Source organism: Pseudomonas sp. 1121_17, from assembly GCF_052850745.1.
Genome location: NZ_VXCX01000002.1, coordinates 70,833 through 88,327, shown reverse-complemented (window position 1 = coordinate 88,327; position 17,495 = coordinate 70,833). Strand labels below are relative to the sequence as shown.

Below are 17,495 nucleotides of genomic sequence, written 5' to 3'. Positions count from 1 at the left end.
GCCATGCAGCCGTCACCGCGCACCCGTTTCTATCTGATCAATCTGGGCCTGCCACTGTTGCTGGCGGCGCTGGTCTTTGTGCTGTTCGACCTGACCAGCCTCGATCAGTCGATCAGCAACCTGTTGCTTGATCCGGTCAGCGGGCAGTTCCCGTTGCTGCACGATCAGTGGTTCGAGAAGGTCAGCCACAAGTGGCCGCGCATTCTTCCGGACTGGACCGGCGAGGCGGCGATTGTCGGTTTGCTGCTGTCGTTCATCTGGCCACGCCTCACGGCCAGCCCCAAGCGGCTGCTGGAAGCCACCGGCGCGGCACCGCTGCTGCGCTTTACCCGCGACCACCGGCAGGACTTGCTATTCGTGGTCGTCGCATTCGCACTAAGCACGACCGTCATCCACTACCTCAAGAGTCACACCGGGGTGTATTGCCCGGTAGAGACTACGCTTTACGGTGGTACGCACCTGCGCCAGGAGTGGTTCAGCAACTTCAACTGGACCGAGAAGACTGCCGGCGGCCGCTGCTGGCCCGGGGGCCATGCCTCAAGCGGCTTCACCCTGCTGGCGCTGTACTTTGTCGCGCTGCGCCATCAATGGCGCCACGCACGGCTGCTGTTGGTGGCGATTGTCTTGCTAGGTTTGGTCTATGGCACCACACGGGTACTGCAAGGGTGGCACTTCATGTCACATACGCTCTGGGCCGGGATCTTTGTCTGGTTGACGACCTGGCTGACGGCCCTGTTCTGCTATGGCCGGCCAGCCTTGCAGGGCTTGCCCGCACTGACTACGACGCCGAGGCTTGCACGTTTGCCAGCTTTGAACGGTTGGCATAAGGCTTCAAGAGTTATCGACACGCGGTTGATGCGCTTCAAACACAAGGGACAGCAATGAGAATTCTGGTTATCGAGGACCACCGCGATATTCACGACAATCTGGTCGAGTTTCTCCAGCTCAGGGGTCACGAGGTCACCGGCGCGCTGGACGGCCTGACCGGCCTGCATCTGGCGGCGTCGAACAACTTTGACGCCATCATCCTCGACATCATGTTGCCAGGCATCGACGGCAATCAGATCTGCCACAGCCTGCGTGAGCATTCGCGCTCGCAGGTGGCGATTGTCATGCTCAGCGCACGCGATGAGCTGAGCGATCGCCTGACCGGGTTCAAGGTCGGTGCCGACGACTACATCGTCAAGCCGTTCGCCATGTCCGAAGTGCTGGCCCGGGTGCAGTCAGTGGTCGCTCGACGCCAGCAGCGCGCCAGTCGCAAGCTGGTAGTAGCCGACCTGCAGTTCGACCTGGACACCCTCGAGGTAACCCGAGCCGGCACGGTGCTCAAGCTCAAGCCAACCAGCCGCAAACTGCTTGAGGTGCTCATGCAAAAGAGCCCCAACCTGGTCCGGCGCAGCGAGCTCGAAGAAACCATCTGGGGCCGTGACGCCCCGCAGGGCGACAACCTGCGCAGCAACATCCATATCCTGCGCAGCATCATCGACAAACAATTCGACAGCCCGTTACTGCACACGGTGCATGGGCTGGGTTACCAACTCTGCGAGAAGTATTGAGGGGCTGCAAAGCAGCCCCAGAAGCCACCACGACCCTACTCTGCTCTGCGCCAGCGCAGCAAAGCATGCCGTTGATCTTGATCTGCTGTTGATCTTGATCTTGATTTTGATCTACCAGCGACCTCAGAAGGCCGAACGCAGGCATTGCGGAGGGAGGTGACGGCCATGGATGGCCGTCAAGCGCTGCGGGCCAGGATGGCCCGTACAGCGCGGTCCTCCCGGGAGCAATGCCGGAGTGAGGGAACCCCGGAGCGCAGCGCAGGGGCCGTATGTGGGAGCGAGCAGCTTTTGGTTCCTTTTGGCCAAGACCAAAAGGGACTCGCCGTGAAGGCGAAAGGGGCCAGAACGTCCAACATATCAACCGGATAAGACCCCAATTCCGTCAATCACCGCCAAATTCTCGACTAAAATCACTGCCGCAACCCCTCCAACGCCGCCAGCACATACCCAGTAGCAAGCTCCATCTCACCAACCCTGCAAGCAATCCCCAACTGCCGCCACAACCCCGGCCGCAACGGCCGCCGACTCACCCGCGGATCCAGCGCCGCCACCTCGCCCTCCTGCGGCAACAGCGTCGCACCATACCCAGCGCCGACCAAGCTCTTGATCGCGTCATTGAAATTCAGCTCGATGCGCGGCTCAGGAAACAACCCCGCCGCCCCAAACCACTGCGCAATCACCCGCGACAACTGAGTACTGCTGTCGTTGAGAATCAACGCCCGCTGAGCCAGCCACGCCGGCGTCACCCGCGCAGGCGGGCGCCATTCACTGGGCACATAGGCCATGATCGGATCCCGCCGCCAAGGCGTAATCTGCACGCCTTTGCCAGCCACCTGCGGCAGTGCCACCAAAGCAATATCCAACCGCCCCTCGCGCAGCCCCGCCAACGAAGCCTGCGAAGTCAACACCTGCACCTGCACATCAATCCCCGGATGCTCGACCCGCAGCATCTCCAGCGCCTGCGGCAACAGATGGGCGATGGCGCCAGTCGACGCGCCCAGCCGCACCCGTCCAGTCAAGCCCTGCACCTGTCGACGCACCTCCTCCAGTGCCAGTTCGGCGTCTGCCAGCAGCTTTCGCGACCGCACCAGCAGCGTCTCGCCGATGGCCGTCGGGCGCACCTGACCACGGGTCCGGCTGAGCAGCGGCGCCCCTACCCGCGCCTCCAACTCGGCGACGTGCAGGCTGATGGTCGGCGGCGCCAGGTTGAGCTGGCGAGCAGCTTCAGCGAACGAGCCAAGGTCGGCAATAACCACCAGAGTGCGCAAACGGTCGAGGCTGATTTCACGCATGGGCTGGATGCAAATGGACTGACACGTAAGCGCTCCCTGATTCAGGATTTCTGAACATGACCATCATGAAATGCAAATTTCCATTCGTCCAGTCGTGAGCGAGCATAGGCCATCTTCCTTATTACACGGACATCGCCCCATGCGCACTCCCCTGGTCTTTATCGACGGCGACCAAGGTACCACCGGCCTGCAGATCCACGCCCGCCTGCACGGGCGAAATGATTTGCGCCTACTGACCCTGGCCGAAGCCGAGCGCAAGGATCCGCAGCGCCGCGCTGAGGCGATCAACAGCGCCGATATTGCCCTGCTGTGCCTGCCAGATGCCGCTGCCATCGAAGCGGTAGCGGCGATCAGCAACCCTGCGGTGCGGGTCATCGACGCCAGCTCCGCCCACCGCACAGCTGCAGGCTGGGTCTATGGCCTGCCGGAACTGGATGCGCAGCAGCCTGAGCGCATCGCCCAGGCCAAGCGCGTGAGCAACCCTGGCTGCTATCCAACCGGGGCCATTGCCCTGTTGCGGCCACTGATCGAGGCCGGACTGCTGCCCACCGACTATCCACTGACGGTACATGCCATCTCAGGCTACTCCGGCGGCGGCCGGGCCACGGTCGAGCGGCATGAACAGCCACGCGCAGAGCGCATGCCTACGCTGCAGCTGTACGGCCTTGATCTGGCCCACAAGCATGTGCCGGAAATCCAGCAGCATGCTGGGCTCAGCGCGCGGCCAGTATTCCTCCCAGGCTATGGTGATTATCGCCAGGGCATCGTGCTAAGTATCCCGCTGCAATTGCGGCTGTTGCCTGCCGGGGTGAATGCCGAGCATCTGCAAGATTGCCTGCAGGAGCACTATCAAGGCGCCCGTCACGTCCAGTTGATGCCATTGCACCAGCACGGGCCGGCCGCAGCACTGGACCCAGAAGCGCTCAATGACAGCAATGACCTGCGCCTGGCGCTGTTCGCCAACCCGGAGCACGGCCAGGTTGTGCTCACTGCGGTATTCGACAACCTGGGCAAAGGCGCCTCGGGCGCGGCGGTACAAAACCTTGACCTGATGCTGGCGGCCTTCGCCGAGCACAGCTGAACCGGCAAAACCGGGTAGACTGTCACCCCGCGTTGCCGTTGACTCGGGGTGTTTTTGCCAGCCGGAGCTTTGCCTGCAATGTTCATTCTCAGCCGCCTCAACAGCGTGCCGCCCGAATCCTTCCAGAACCAGATCCGCCAGCTGGTGATCGACCATGTCGGCGAGCTGAGTAGTGTCGCCATCAGCAGTGACAACCCGCTCTACCCGCTCTATCAATACGGTGTCGGCCTTGAGGTGCACCAGTATCTGCAAGCCATGGACGGCACTCGTGGGCTGGCCGTGCAGTTGTTGCTCGCGCTGGATGCCGACGCGCCTGATCAACTACTGGGTTTCGCGCTCGCTCTGCCCGCTCAGGACAACCCGCAGGCCTGCTCGCTGGCGTTCATGGTGGTGCTGCCCAGCCACCGTCGCCAGGGTATCGCTCGCGCCCTGCTGGCTGACCTGCAGTCACGCTACAGCTGTGTCGAACTGAATGCCTTTGCAGGGCTGGTGCCCTGGTTTGAAGAAATGGGCATGCAGGTGGTCGCGGCACGTGGCCCGCAAGTGCTGATGAGCAGCACCGGCCACGCCAGCGGCGCGCTGATCGGCACTCTGGATATCGCCCCGATCTATGAAACGCTGGAAGTGCGCCAGATCCATGCCTACCTACTCAAGCAGCAAGGCAAAGACGCCATGATCGAAGCCGAACAGCGCCGCGATGAGCGCCTTGACGAACTGGCGCTACAGGCCCAGGCCTGCGTCAGGCAGCGCCAAGCGGTGCATTGACCGACCCGCTCAAACCTCGGTCACAGGGATATCGCCGGCGCTGCCCTTGCCCTCGCGACGATCGCTCATCCAGTCGTTGAGCTGTTCGCCAAACTGCGCCGGCGCCTTGCGCCCGAAGCGCTGCCCCAGATCAAGGATGCTCTGCTGGGCCAGGGTCTCTTCCATGCGTTTCTGCGCGCTGATCATCACCGCGTGGATTGCGCAGGTACCTTCGGTCGCCCAGGCCGGTGGCGAGCCCTCGAACAGCACGCAACGCTCGCGGATTTCGCGGCAATCGAAAATCTTCCTCGCCCCGTCAATCGCAGTGGCGATGTCCAACACGCTGATCTCGGCCGCCGGTCGCGCCAGGCGAAACCCGCCGCGCACGCCTTCGGTGGCCGCCACCAGGCCGGCGCGAGCCAGCTTGGTGAAGACCTTGGCCAGGTATTCCTGAGGCACCCCCTGCAGCTCGGCCAGATCACGCACGCTGGCTTCGCGGCTCTCGCCCTGCTCATCGAGCAACAGCAGCAGGCAATGGATGCCGTATTCAACCCCGGCGCTGTAAAGCGACATATCGATCTCCGACTGGATTAGTCGCAAATGGTACGCCTGTGGCCGCCTGCAGGCAAAGACCGGCTGGTTCGACGCTGATCGCAATCAACAAAACGCTTGAGTTTTATAACTACGACCAATAGAGTCGTAGTTATTCGAGCGACAACAGGATTGTGCTCGATGGTGTTTCGTCCCTCTCAATCACCCGGAGCAATCCCATGGAAACCGACATCCTGATCATCGGCGCAGGCTTCGCCGGCGTGTGGAGCGCACTCAGCGCTGCGCGCTTGCTCGACCAGGCGCAACACGGCGAGTTGAGCATCAGCGTCCTCGCTCCTCAGCCGCAGATGCGCATCCGCCCACGCCTTTACGAGGCCCAGGCACATACCCTGCAGGCGCCTCTGACCGCCTTGTTCGATGCGGTTGGGGTGAAGTTCATCGAGGGTCACGCCCTGGCGATCGACCCGGATGGACGCCAGGTCAGCTATGAAGACGGCGCTGGCAACAACCAACGGATCAGCTATCGTCGCCTGATCCTCGCCGCCGGCAGCCAGGTGGCGCGCCCGAACATTGCCGGCCTGGCCGAGCACACCTTTGATGTCGACCAACTGGAATCGGCCGTGCGCCTTGAACAGCATCTGCACGCGCTCGCCGCGCTGCCGGGATCCCCTGCGCGCAACACTGTGGTGGTGTGCGGCGGCGGTTTCACCGGCATCGAAACGGCCACCGAAATGCCCGAGCGTTTGCGGGCCATTCTCGGCGCCGATACCCGCTTGCGCGTAGTGGTGGTCGACCGCGGCGCACAGATCGGCGCGGCACTAGGCGCCGGGATCACTCCCTCAATCGTCGCCGCCTGCAAGCAAGCCGGCGTGGAATGGTTGCCCGGCACCTCGGTGGTGGCAGTCGACAGTGGCGGCGTCACGCTGGACAACGGCGACTACATCGCCAGCAAGACGGTGATCTGGACCGTCGGCGTGCAGGCCAGCCCGTTGACCGCACAAATCCCAGGCGAGCGCGACGGCCAGGGCCGGCTGCGAGTAGACGAGCATCTCAAGGTCAAAGGTCAGGCACACATCTATGCCACCGGCGACGTCGCCTGGGCGGCCGTCGACGACCTCGGCAACCATGCGCTGATGACCTGCCAGCACGCCATTCCGATGGGCCGCCATGCCGGTAACAACGCCGCAGCTGATCTGCTCGCGCTGACGCCCGTGGTCTATCGCCAGCCCAAATACGTCACCTGCCTCGACCTCGGCGCGTGGGGCGCGACCTTCAGCGAAGGTTGGGAGCGTGAGCTGAAACTGCAAGGTGAGGAAGGTAAGGCAGTCAAACGGCAAATCAACACACAATGGATCTACCCGCCAGCCGCAGACAGGGCCACGGCGCTGGCTGCCGCCGACCCCGCGATTGCTATCGTCTGAGCGCATTAAAACTGACAGTTCCGTCAGAAAATGACGGAACTGTCGTAAGTTGTAGTTACATTGAATGACTGGTCAATAATAGTGGCACTGTGGCATCATCGAAAAAAACAATCAGCACGATCGAGGAACAACCTCACCCTTTCGCAGCGCATCGAGAGCCCGGCGCCTATCAGGTGACGCGGCTTCGCCGAACCAGCTCTTGACGCCTGCCAGCCATCGTCAAGGAGCTTCCCATGCAATTACGGAATATGAAGATCGGCACTCGCGCCGCCAGTGTGTTTACCCTGCTGGGCGTGCTGGTATTGGTCATGGGCTTACTCTCACTGTACGAAACCCGCCAGATGGACAGGTCTACCGATGAGATCCGCAATACCTGGATCCCGGCCATGGTTGCCTTGAGCGACGTCGGCACCAATCTGGGCCGCGCCCGCGCCATTACCTTGCGCACCGCACTGGAAACACAGGCAAGTGCCCGCCAAAGCAGCATGGCCCTGATCGACAGCATCAACCAGCAGCTGGCCAGCGGTATCAAGGCCTATGAAGCAACCATCGTCGCTGCTGATGATCGCGCCCTGTTCAATACCTTCACCGCCGCCGAACGCCAGTATCTGGATCAGCAGAAGCAGGTACTGGGCTTGATAGTGGCTGGCAAGGCTGACGAGGCCAATGCTTTATTGACTGGCGCCATGGCGCAGTCCGCCGATGTGATGATGAAAGCCTTGGGCGCTCTGCTCGATTACAACAGCAATGGCGCCGAAGCGGCCTCCCAGCGCAGCAGCGATGTGGCCGACGAGGCGTTTTCGGTGATCGTCGTGTCGCTGTTGATCATCCTCGGTGCACTGGTGGCCATCGCGATCCTGCTCACCCGCAGCATCGTCGTGCCCTTGGCTGATGCCGTCGCAGTGGCAGAACGCGTCGCCACCAACGATCTTACCCAGGACATCCGTGTACAAGGCCAGGACGAGCCAGCCCTGCTGCTCGCTGCCCTGGCGCGGATGCAAAGCAGCCTGCGCGATACCCTGCGCAAGATTTCTGCCTCATCCGACCAGTTGGCCTCGGCCTCCGAAGAGCTGCACAGCGTGACCGAAGACACCAGCCGCGGCCTGCATCAGCAAAGTGCCGAAATTGACCAGGCAGCCACTGCGGTCAACCAGATGACTGCCGCCGTCGAAGAAGTCGCCAACAACGCCGTGACCACTGCCGATGCCTCCAAAGGCGCAGACCAGAGCACCCGTGACGGTCGCGATCAGGTCAATCAGGCACTCAGCTCGATCCAGCATCTGGTCGACGACGTCAGCGGCACTTCAACTGAAATCGAACAACTGGCCACCAGTGCCAACGAAATCAGCCGCGTGCTGGACGTGATCGGCGCCATCGCCGGGCAGACCAACCTGCTGGCCCTCAATGCGGCAATCGAAGCCGCCCGCGCTGGCGAAGCTGGCCGCGGTTTTGCCGTGGTCGCCGACGAGGTGCGCGCCCTCGCCCACCGCACTCAGGAGTCCACCGCTGAAATCGAACAGATGATTGCCGGTATCCAGAACGGCACCGAACGCGCCGTGACAGCCATGCACAGCAGCCGCAGCCGCGCCAACGGCACCTTGGAAGTGGCCCAGTCAGCCGGCGAAGCGTTGGAGGTAATTGCTGAAGCGATTGCCTCGATCAACCAGCGCAACCTGGTCATCGCCAGCGCTTCCGAAGAACAGGCGCAGGTGGCGCGAGAGGTGGACCGCAACTTGGTCAACATCCGCGATCTGTCGATGCAGACCTCGGCGGGCGCCAACCAGACCAGCGCTGCGGCGCAGGATCTGTCGCGCCTGGCAGTGGACCTGAACGGGATGGTGGCGCAGTTCAAGCTTTGACAGCACAAGGGGGCTGCCGGGCAGCCCCCGTTGTCTATCAGGGATTGATGCGTAGCGGCTTGCCAGCCCGCTGGGTCTGGCCACGTGTGGCCAGGCAGTAATACAGCGGGCAGGTCACCAACAAGCCAAACAACCACGACAAATCTGCGCCCTCGACCAGATTCGAGTACGGCCCGACATACAGCGCAGTATTGGCAAACGGCAACTGCACCAGAATGCCGCAGGCGTAGGCAATGATCGCGTGGTGATTGAAGCGCCCGTAGATGCCGCCATCCGCACTGAAGATCGAGGCGATGTCGTACACGCCTTTTTTGATCAGGTAGAAATCGATGAGGTTGATCGACGCCCACGGCACCAGCACCAGCAGCAGTGCCAGGATCAACCCGATGAACTGGCCGATGAAGTCAGCCGACGCGTTCAGCGCAACCATCCCACAACCGAGCAGAATCACTGCAGCGAGGATCACCCGCACCTTGATGCTGGGAGTCCACTGCGCCGCGAAGGTCTGGATCGCGGTCACGATCGACAGCACCGCGCCGTACAGATTGAGGGCGTTGTGGCTGATGATGTTGAGCAGGAACAACACCATCAGGATCGGCCCCAACCAGCCAGTGGCTTGTTCCACCGCTGCCATGGCATCAGTGCCTTCCGGCACGCACAGCACCGCAATCGCGCCGAAACTGAAACACAGGATGGTCCCCAGGGTGGCACCGAAATAGGTCGCCCAGAACGGCTTGGCGATGCCGATTTCGCGCGGCAGATAGCGCGAGTAATCAGAGGTGTAGGGCGAGAAACTGATCTGCCAGATGGTGCCCAGCGAAACAGTGGCGATGAAGCCGGACAAGTTGAAGCTGCCGCGGCTGAAGAAGTCGGCGGGCAGGTCCTGGACGAACATCATGATGAAACCGGCCAGCAGCGCCGAACCCATCACCCAGGTGCCGATGCGGTTGAGGCTATGAATGAAGCGGTAGCCGATCACGCCGATCGCCGTCGCGCTGAGGGCGCCGATCACGATTGCCGTCGGCATCGGTACGCTGGGGGCAATGCCATGGATCGATTTCCCGGCCAGCACGATGTTGGAGATGAAGAAGCCAACATAGATAAGCGCAGTGAAGAACACGATCAGCAGAGCGCCATAGCGGCCGAACTGGCCACGGCTCTGGACCATTTGCGGAATGCCCAGTTGCGGCCCCTGCGCCGAGGCCAGGGCAATAACCACCCCGCCGAGCAAGTGCCCTAGAGCGATGGCAATCAACCCCCACAGCAGATTCAGATGAAAAACCTGGACCACCATGGCGCCGGTGACGATGGGCAGTGGCGCGATGTTGGTGCTGAACCAGAGGGTGAACAGGTCGCGCGCCTTCCCGTGGCGCTCTGCTGGTGGAACGTAATCGACCGTGTGATTCTCGACAAACTGGTGCTGCGACGACGATTGGGACATAGGAATTCAGCTCGAAAGGGTCGTTTTTATCGTTGTAGGAAACCGCTCATGGCGGCCTCTCAGCTGCGGACCATATTATGGTATTCCAAGCTTTTGACAACACTGCGCCGCCCTAAAAAGCAGTAACTGATCCGGTTCAGCAACCTTCCAGGCCAATCTAAATTGACGGCAAGACCGCGTATTCAAAGGGTTGGCGCCTTTCATCGTGTTTTTTTCAGATGCGTAATTAGCGCTTGCAAAACGAGTATTACGGTATACCATCAGACACATCAACGATAAAAAGCGGACCACCGCTCCCCTGCGAAGAGGATCACTTCATGATCGACGCAACCGTCTACAAGAACGTCCTGGGCTCCTTCCCGTCCGGCGTTACCGTCATCACCACTCTGGATGACGACGGCCAGATCGTCGGCCTTACCGCCAGCGCCTTTTCCTCGCTGTCGATGGACCCGCCGCTGGTGCTGTTCTGCCCTAATTACAGCTCTGACTCCTACCCTGTCCTGATCGCCAAAAAGCGCTTTGCCATTCACCTGCTCTCCGGCGAGCAGCAAGCCGAGGCTTACGCCTTCGCGAAAAAGGGCAAGGACAAGGCCGCTGGCATCGAGTGGACTTTGAGCGAGCTGGGCAATCCCCTGCTGGCCAACGCCACCGCAATCATCGAGTGCGAACTGTGGCGTGAATATGAAGGTGGCGACCACGCCATCATGGTCGGCAAGGTGCAGAACCTGATCGTCCCTGAGCAAGCGCCACAGCCGATGATCTACTGCCGCGGCAAGATGGCCAGCCTGCCTGCCTTCGCCTGAGCACTGCCTATTCTGTCTACGGATGCCAGGCGCGTCCGTTGTGATCACTGACGCCTGCCCTGCCAGGCGCGACATTCAAGCGTTGAGGAATGCCCCATGAAATTTTCGTTGTTCGTGCACATGGAACGTTGGGATGAACAGGTCAGCCACCGCCAGTTGTTCGAAGACCTCACCGAACTGACCCTGATGGCCGAGGACGGCGGTTTCAGCACCGTGTGGATCGGCGAACACCACGCCATGGAATACACCATTTCGCCCAGCCCGATGCCGCTGCTGGCCTACCTGGCCGCACGCACCGAGAAGATTCGCCTGGGCGCCGGCACCATCATCGCGCCGTTTTGGAACCCGATCCGGGTAGCCGGCGAATGCGCCCTGCTCGACGTGATCAGCAACGGGCGAATGGAAGTCGGCCTGGCCCGCGGCGCCTACCAATTCGAATTCGACCGCATGGCCAATGGCATGCCCGCTACCGAAGGTGGCAAGGCCCTGCGTGAGATGGTCCCGGCGGTCCGCGAATTGTGGAAAGGCGATTACGCCTTCGAAGGCGAGGTGTACAAATTTCCTACTTCGACCAGCGTACCCAAGCCAGTCCAAAGCGGCATGCCGCCGATGTGGATTGCCGCACGTGACCCAGACTCGCACAACTTTGCCGTGAAGAACGGCTGCAACGTGATGGTCACCCCGTTGATGAAGGGTGACGAAGAAGTGCTCGACCTGAAAAACAAATTCCAGGCCGCACTCGACAACAACCCAGAGGTACCGCGCCCGCAACTGATGGTGCTGCGCCACACCCACGTGCACAGCGCTGCCGAGCCAGATGGCTGGAAGATCGGCGCCAAGGCGATTGCGCGCTTCTACCGCACCTTCGATGCCTGGTTCGGCAACAAGACCGTTCCGGTCAATGGCTTCCTCGAGCCGAGCCCGGAGTCGAAGTTTGCCGAAGTGCCCGCCTTCGAGCTGGACAACATTCGCAAGAACACCATGATCGGCACGCCCGAAGAAATCATTGCGCGAATCAAGTACTACCAGGAGCTCGGCGTCGACGAGTTCAGTTTCTGGTGTGACAACAGCTTGCCGCATGCCGAAAAGAAGAAGTCGCTGGAGCTGTTCATCAAGGAAGTCGTGCCGGCTTTCAACTGAATTCCCTTTACCTGAATTCATTGCGGGAACAGCCCGCTCCTGCGGGCTTGATCGCCTGCGTGAGCGGGCATTTTTTTGTCGATGATCTGCCGGCGGCCCCTGTATAGCTGGATTGAGCGGCCTTTCGTCTTCTCGCCGGAGAAATTTCAATCAAGCTATTGCAGAACAAATATTATGGTATACCATCAGACAACAAGACCAGATACCTTTGACAGGAGCCATCCATGAGTTTCGAAATCCGCAAGATCGTCACCTACTCCGAAGAAACCCGCATCGAAGGCGGCAAGGCCACCGACAAACCGGTGACCATGGTCGGCCTTGCCGTGGTGATCAAGAACCCATGGGCGGGTCGCGGTTTCGTTGATGATCTGAAACCGGAAATCCGTGCCAATTGCTCTGACCTCGGCGCGTTGATGGTCGAGCGTCTGATTGCTGCGATCGGCGGCGCGGACAAGATCGAGGCCTACGGCAAAGCGGCGGTCGTCGGTGCTGATGGCGAGATCGAACACGCCTCGGCGGTGATTCACACCCTGCGCTTTGGCAACCATTACCGCGAAGCGGTGCAAGCCAAGAGCTACCTGAGCTTCACCAACAAGCGTGGCGGCCCAGGCACCTCGATCCAGATCCCGATGATGCAGAAGGATGACGAAGGCCTGCGTTCGCACTACATCACCCTGGAAATGCAGATCGAAGATGCACCACGTGCCGACGAGATCGTGGTGGTACTGGGCGCCGCTGACGGCGGCCGCCTGCACCCGCGCATCGGCAACCGCTACATCGACCTCGAAGAACTGGCAGCCGAAAAAGCTCAATAACAATTAGATCAACGGGCCGGGGCGTGCGTACAGCGCCACGCCTCACGCTCAAGGAGCGCCCTCGATGATTCAGCCTGTTGCTGAACGCACACCCGCCGGCACCAGCTACCTGGTGACTGGCCAAGGCCAGCCTGTGGTACTGATCCACGGCGTCGGCCTGAACAAGGAAATGTGGGGCGGCCAGATCGTCGGCCTCGCCACTGACTACAAGGTCATAGCCTACGACATGCTCGGCCACGGCCAGAGCCAGTTGCCTGCCGCCGATACCCCACTTGAGGGCTACGCCGCGCAACTGGCCGAGCTGCTCGACCATCTGCAGATCGCCCAGGCCACGGTTATCGGCTTCTCGATGGGCGGTTTGGTGGCACGGGCCTTTGCCCTGAATTATCCGCAGCGGTTGACGGCCTTGGTGGTGCTCAACAGCGTGTTCAACCGTTCGCCCGAGCAGAGCGCCGGGGTCATCGCCCGCGCGGCACAAGCGGCCGAACTGGGCCCGGACGCCAACGTCGACGCCGCCCTGGAGCGCTGGTTCAGCCGCGAGTACAAGGCCGCCAACCCGGCTCAGGTCGCCGCGATCAAGCAGATCCTTGCCAGCAATGACCCGCAGGGCTACCACACTACCTATTCGCTGTTCGCCACCCAGGACATGTACCGCGAAAGCGATCTGGGCAGCATTCAGGCACCAACCCTGATCGCCACCGGCGAACTCGACTCCGGCTCCACTCCGGCCATGACCCGCCAGCTCGCCGCACGCATCCCCGGAGCACATTGCGTGGTCCTCGCCGAACAACGGCATATGATGGCAGTAGAAGCGCCGCGTGAAGTCAACAAGATGCTGCTGGACTTCCTCAGTCAAGCGCGCACCCTCACCGAATCCGCCAAGGGGATAGTTGCATGACCCTCGTTCGTTTCCAGATGTGCATCGATGGCCAATGGCGCGATGCCCAGAACGGCAAGACTTTCGACAGCCTCGACCCGGCCACCGCGCAGGTCTGGGCGCAACTGCCCGACGCCGACGAAGCTGATGTTGAACTGGCCGTGCAGTCGGCCCAGCGCGCCTTCGACAGCAAGGCCTGGCGCGGCCTAACCGCGACTGCGCGGGGTAAACTGCTGCGCCGGCTTGGCGACCTGATTGCCGAGAATAAAGAACACCTGGCCCAGCTGGAAAGCCGCGACAACGGCAAGCTGATCCGCGAAACCCGCGGCCAGGTCGGTTACCTGCCAGAGTTTTTCCATTACACCGCGGGCCTGGCCGACAAGCTCGAAGGCGGCACCCTGCCGCTGGACAAGCCTGATCTGTTCGCCTACACCGTGCATGAGCCGATGGGCGTGGTGGCCGGGATCATCCCCTGGAACAGCCCGCTGTACCTGACCGCAATCAAGCTGGCACCGGCGCTGGCCGCGGGTAACACTATCGTCCTCAAGCCGTCCGAGCACGCTTCGGCAACCATTCTCGAGCTGGCCCGCCTGGCCCTTGAGGCCGGTTTCCCACCTGGCGTGGTCAACGTAGTCACCGGTTACGGCCCAAGCACTGGCGCTGCCCTCACCCGTCATCCGCTGATCCGCAAGATCGCCTTCACCGGCGGAGCTGCGACTGCCCGCCATGTAGTGCGCAGTAGCGCCGAGAATTTCGCCAAACTGTCGCTGGAGCTGGGTGGCAAATCGCCCAACATCATCTTTGCCGACGCCGACCTGGAAAGCGCCATCAATGGTGCAGTGGCGGGCATCTATGCTGCCTCTGGGCAGAGCTGCGTCGCCGGCTCGCGGCTGCTGGTGCAAGACGAAATCTACGACGAGTTCGTTGCACGGCTGGTCGAGCGGGCCAAACGCATCCGCATCGGTAATCCGCAGGACGAGCAGAGCGAAATGGGCCCGATGGCCACCGCACAGCAGCTGGCAGTGGTCGAAGGCCTGGTCGCCGCAGCCTGCGCCGAGGGGGCCACACTGCGCATGGGTGGCAAGCGTGCCGAGGTCGAGGGCGATGGCTGGTTCTACGAGCCGACCCTGTTCGAGTGCGACAGCAATTCGCTGAAGATCATGCAGGAAGAAGTATTCGGCCCGGTCGCGGCGGTCATTCGTTTCAAGACCGAAGAAGAGGCCCTGGCGATCGCCAACGACTCGCAGTTCGGCCTGGCGGCAGGTATCTGGACCCGCGACCTGGGCCGCGCGCACCGGCTGGCCCGTGACGTGCGCTCGGGGATCATCTGGGTCAACACCTACCGTGCAGTCTCGGCCATGGCGCCGATCGGCGGCTTCAAGAACAGCGGCTACGGCCGTGAAAGTGGCATCGATTCGGTGCTGGCCTATACCGAGCTGAAGACCGTGTGGATCAACCTGTCCACCGCGCCCATGCCCGACCCCTTCGTGATGCGCTAAGGAGCACTGCCAAGATGATCGAACCTGGCATCTACAAAGACGTGATGGGCTCGTTCCCCTCGGGCGTCACGGTCGTTACCACGCTGGACGCCGACGGCGGCATCGTCGGCATCACTGCCAGCGCCTTCAGTGCGCTGTCGATCGAGCCGGCGCTGGTGCTGTTCTGCCCCAACTACGCCTCGGACACTTACCCGATCCTGCGAGACAGCAAGCAGTTTGCCATTCACCTGCTGTCGGCCGGGCAGACCGCCGAAGCCTATGCCTTTGCCGGCAAGGGCAAAGACAAGGCCAAGGGCATCGAGTGGCAGCTCAGCGAGCTGGGCAACCCGCTGTTGACCAAGGCCACCGCGATAATTGAATGCGAGTTGTGGCGCGAATACGACGGCGGCGATCACGCGATCATCGTCGGTGCGGTGAAAAACCTGGTGCTGCCGGCCGAGCCGGTGACGCCGATGGTCTACCATCGTGGCAAGCTCGGCGCCCTGCCATCGCTGGGCTGACCTGAGTGCCACCGCGCTGCCTGGCGCAGCGCTGACTTTTTTGGGGGCCGCGGCGAACCTCACCCTTGTTCGCGGCCCTGTTTTATTGCGGAGCACTGCCATGAGCAACGACAAGTATCAAAAGGGCCTGGAGATCCGCACGCAAGTTTTGGGCGAAGAGTACGTCAACCGCTCTCTGCAGAACGCCGATGAGTTCACCAAGCCGCTGCAGGACCTGGTCACCGAGTACTGCTGGGGCCATGTCTGGGGCCGTGATGGTTTGTCGCTCAAAGAGCGCAGCATGATAAACTTGGCAATGATTTCCGCGCTCAATCGGCCCCATGAGCTTAAGCTGCACATCCGCGGCGCCTTGCGTAATGGCCTGAGCCGTGAACAGATTCGCGAGATCCTGCTCCAGGTCGGCATTTATTGCGGCGTGCCGGCGGCGGTAGACAGCTTCCGGCTGGCCCGCGAGGCCTTTGCCGAAGCCGACGCGGAGTCAACCCGTTAACAGCGGGCTGTTCGAACCACTGCAAGGAGCGCCCCGGTTCGTGGTGCTTCGCGAGGTTGGCGCAACAGCCTCATAAAGAGCGCACCTGATGAAACGCCAGCCACTCGACGACAGCTTCAAGGTCAACCGCAACCCCGTCACCCTGCGCGAGATCGTGCTCGACAAACTGCGCAACGCGATCATGAACTTTCACCTGTTACCGGGTGACCGCCTGGTCGAGCGCGACTTGTGCGACCGCCTCGGCGTCAGCCGTACCTCGGTCCGCGAAGCGCTACGCCACCTCGAATCCGAAGGCCTGGTCGAATTTGCCGACGCCAAGGGCCCGCGGGTCGCGATCATCACCCTGGAAGATGCCCGTGACATCTACGAGCTGCGCTGCGTACTCGAGGGCCTGATCGTCCAGCTGTTCACCCTCAACGCCAAGGCCAAGGACATCCGCGCGCTCGAGCGTGCGCTCGAAGTCAACCGCGAAGCGCTCGAAGATGGCGAGTTGCAGCAGGTGATCGACTCGGTGCAAGGCTTCTACGACGTACTCCTGGAAGGGTCCGGCAACCACGTCGCGGCCACCCAGTTGCGCCAGTTGCAGGCACGTATCAGCTACCTGCGAGCGACCTCGGTGTCGCAACAGAACCGCCGTGGCGCCAGCAACAAGGAAATGGAAAAGATCGTTGCGGCGATCAAGAGTGGCGACCCGCTGGCCGCACATCAGGCCTCGGTCGACCATGTACGCGCTGCCGCTGCAGTGGCGCTGGACTACCTGCGCCAGAAGCAGGATGACAATACCAAGGTGCGCGAGATCGTCGCGCCCGTGGCCCTGAAGGACCCTCGCATAGGCCGCTGACCATGCCCAACTCCCCGCGCTATTGCCCGTACTGCACTACCGAGCTTGCCCGGGGCGTTCCTTCCGGTGATACCCATGAGCGCCTGTACTGCGCCGCTTGTGGCTACATCCATTATATCAACCCGAAAATCATCGCCGGCTGCATCATCGAGCGCGATGGCAAGTACCTGTTGTGCCAGCGCGCGATCCCCCCGCGCCCTGGCACCTGGACGCTGCCGGCAGGCTTCATGGAAGCCGGCGAAACCACCGAGCAGGCGGCGCTGCGTGAAGTCTGGGAAGAAACCGGAGTACGGGCCGAAATCGTCTCGCCGTACTCGATCTTCAGCGTGGCCAAAATCAGCGAGGTGTATATCGTCTTCCGCGCCATCGCCACCGCTGAAACCGGCGTGTTCGGTGCAGAGACCCTCGCCTACAAGTTTTTCGAGCCTGACCAGATCCCCTGGGACGAGATCTACTACCCGGCCATCCGACAGATTCTCGAGCGCTATATCCTGGAGCGTCAGGCGGGTGTGTACGGGATCTACATGGGCAATGATGACACCGGCAAGGTGCATTTCATTCGCTGACTGCGGTGTTGTCTAGCG

18 protein-coding genes are annotated in these 17,495 nt (G+C 61.8%); 15 read left to right on the top strand and 3 right to left on the bottom strand.

The annotated features are described in order from the left end of the window. Positions 1-3: 3 nt before the first annotated feature. Both FW789_RS05235 and FW789_RS05230 read left to right on the top strand, forming a co-directional pair. Positions 4-885, top strand: a complete 882-nt coding sequence (locus FW789_RS05235; protein WP_411561777.1) for a phosphatase PAP2 family protein — start codon at positions 4-6, stop codon at positions 883-885. Further along, entirely contained in the window at positions 882-1,556 is a 675-nt protein-coding gene (locus tag FW789_RS05230) for a response regulator transcription factor (RefSeq protein ID WP_101318893.1), read from the top strand. Before FW789_RS05235 ends, FW789_RS05230 begins: the two co-directional genes overlap by 4 nt. A 410-nt stretch (positions 1,557-1,966) precedes the next feature. Here FW789_RS05230 and FW789_RS05225 read toward each other — a convergent pair whose 3' ends face one another. Continuing rightward, the gene (locus FW789_RS05225; RefSeq protein ID WP_103437126.1) at positions 1,967-2,848 is read right to left on the bottom strand and encodes a LysR family transcriptional regulator; all 882 of its coding nucleotides are present in this window, start codon (positions 2,846-2,848) and stop codon (positions 1,967-1,969) included. Positions 2,849-2,987: 139 nt separating this feature from the next. Here FW789_RS05225 and argC point away from each other — a divergent pair, with 139 nt between their 5' ends. Both argC and FW789_RS05215 read left to right on the top strand, forming a co-directional pair. Further along, positions 2,988-3,929 carry an N-acetyl-gamma-glutamyl-phosphate reductase gene (argC, locus tag FW789_RS05220; RefSeq protein WP_446431087.1) on the top strand — a complete coding sequence of 314 codons (942 nt, stop codon included), beginning with the start codon at positions 2,988-2,990 and terminating at the stop codon, positions 3,927-3,929. A gap of 78 nt (positions 3,930-4,007) precedes the next feature. Beyond that, a complete protein-coding gene (locus FW789_RS05215) occupies positions 4,008-4,694 on the top strand; it encodes a GNAT family N-acetyltransferase (RefSeq protein ID WP_446431086.1) in 687 nt (228 codons plus the stop codon). Between the two features lie 9 nt (positions 4,695-4,703). Here FW789_RS05215 and FW789_RS05210 read toward each other — a convergent pair whose 3' ends face one another. Continuing rightward, the gene (locus FW789_RS05210) at positions 4,704-5,246 is read right to left on the bottom strand and encodes an RrF2 family transcriptional regulator (protein ID WP_446431085.1); all 543 of its coding nucleotides are present in this window, start codon (positions 5,244-5,246) and stop codon (positions 4,704-4,706) included. A gap of 197 nt (positions 5,247-5,443) precedes the next feature. On the opposite strand from FW789_RS05210, the gene FW789_RS05205 reads away from it, so the two are divergent. Both FW789_RS05205 and FW789_RS05200 read left to right on the top strand, forming a co-directional pair. Further along, positions 5,444-6,646 carry an NAD(P)/FAD-dependent oxidoreductase gene (locus FW789_RS05205; RefSeq protein WP_446431084.1) on the top strand — a complete coding sequence of 401 codons (1,203 nt, stop codon included), beginning with the start codon at positions 5,444-5,446 and terminating at the stop codon, positions 6,644-6,646. Between the two features lie 233 nt (positions 6,647-6,879). Further along, complete coding sequence (locus FW789_RS05200) at positions 6,880-8,505, top strand: methyl-accepting chemotaxis protein (RefSeq protein ID WP_103437121.1); 1,626 nt, start codon at positions 6,880-6,882, stop codon at positions 8,503-8,505. Between the two features lie 37 nt (positions 8,506-8,542). Here the strand turns inward: FW789_RS05200 and FW789_RS05195 are convergent, their stop codons facing one another. After that, positions 8,543-9,946: a purine-cytosine permease family protein gene (locus FW789_RS05195; RefSeq protein ID WP_101318879.1), complete on the bottom strand. Its 1,404-nt coding sequence runs from the start codon at positions 9,944-9,946 to the stop codon at positions 8,543-8,545. A gap of 317 nt (positions 9,947-10,263) precedes the next feature. Between FW789_RS05195 and FW789_RS05190 the strand changes: the two genes are divergently transcribed. The 9 genes from FW789_RS05190 to FW789_RS05150 all read left to right on the top strand — a co-directional run bounded on the left by FW789_RS05190 (position 10,264) and on the right by FW789_RS05150 (position 17,477). After that, on the top strand, positions 10,264-10,749 hold the full coding sequence (locus FW789_RS05190; protein WP_101318877.1) for a flavin reductase family protein: 486 nt from the start codon (positions 10,264-10,266) through the stop codon (positions 10,747-10,749). A 96-nt stretch (positions 10,750-10,845) separates the two neighbouring features. Then, a complete protein-coding gene (locus FW789_RS05185; protein WP_103437119.1) occupies positions 10,846-11,889 on the top strand; it encodes an LLM class flavin-dependent oxidoreductase in 1,044 nt (347 codons plus the stop codon). A 224-nt stretch (positions 11,890-12,113) separates the two neighbouring features. Next, complete coding sequence (locus FW789_RS05180; protein WP_101318873.1) at positions 12,114-12,704, top strand: amino acid synthesis family protein; 591 nt, start codon at positions 12,114-12,116, stop codon at positions 12,702-12,704. A 64-nt stretch (positions 12,705-12,768) separates the two neighbouring features. Then, positions 12,769-13,602, top strand: a complete 834-nt coding sequence (locus FW789_RS05175; RefSeq protein WP_101318871.1) for an alpha/beta fold hydrolase — start codon at positions 12,769-12,771, stop codon at positions 13,600-13,602. After that, the gene (locus FW789_RS05170) at positions 13,599-15,080 is read left to right on the top strand and encodes an aldehyde dehydrogenase (RefSeq protein ID WP_446431083.1); all 1,482 of its coding nucleotides are present in this window, start codon (positions 13,599-13,601) and stop codon (positions 15,078-15,080) included. Before FW789_RS05175 ends, FW789_RS05170 begins: the two co-directional genes overlap by 4 nt. Positions 15,081-15,094: 14 nt before the next feature. Next, the gene (locus FW789_RS05165) at positions 15,095-15,580 is read left to right on the top strand and encodes a flavin reductase family protein (protein ID WP_103437117.1); all 486 of its coding nucleotides are present in this window, start codon (positions 15,095-15,097) and stop codon (positions 15,578-15,580) included. 100 nt (positions 15,581-15,680) lie between these two features. Next, a complete protein-coding gene (locus tag FW789_RS05160) occupies positions 15,681-16,070 on the top strand; it encodes a carboxymuconolactone decarboxylase family protein (protein WP_101318865.1) in 390 nt (129 codons plus the stop codon). Positions 16,071-16,158: 88 nt separating this feature from the next. Next, a complete protein-coding gene (locus tag FW789_RS05155) occupies positions 16,159-16,911 on the top strand; it encodes a GntR family transcriptional regulator (protein ID WP_103437116.1) in 753 nt (250 codons plus the stop codon). A gap of 2 nt (positions 16,912-16,913) precedes the next feature. Continuing rightward, complete coding sequence (locus FW789_RS05150) at positions 16,914-17,477, top strand: NUDIX hydrolase (protein ID WP_103437115.1); 564 nt, start codon at positions 16,914-16,916, stop codon at positions 17,475-17,477. The last annotated feature ends 18 nt before the right edge of the window (positions 17,478-17,495 follow it).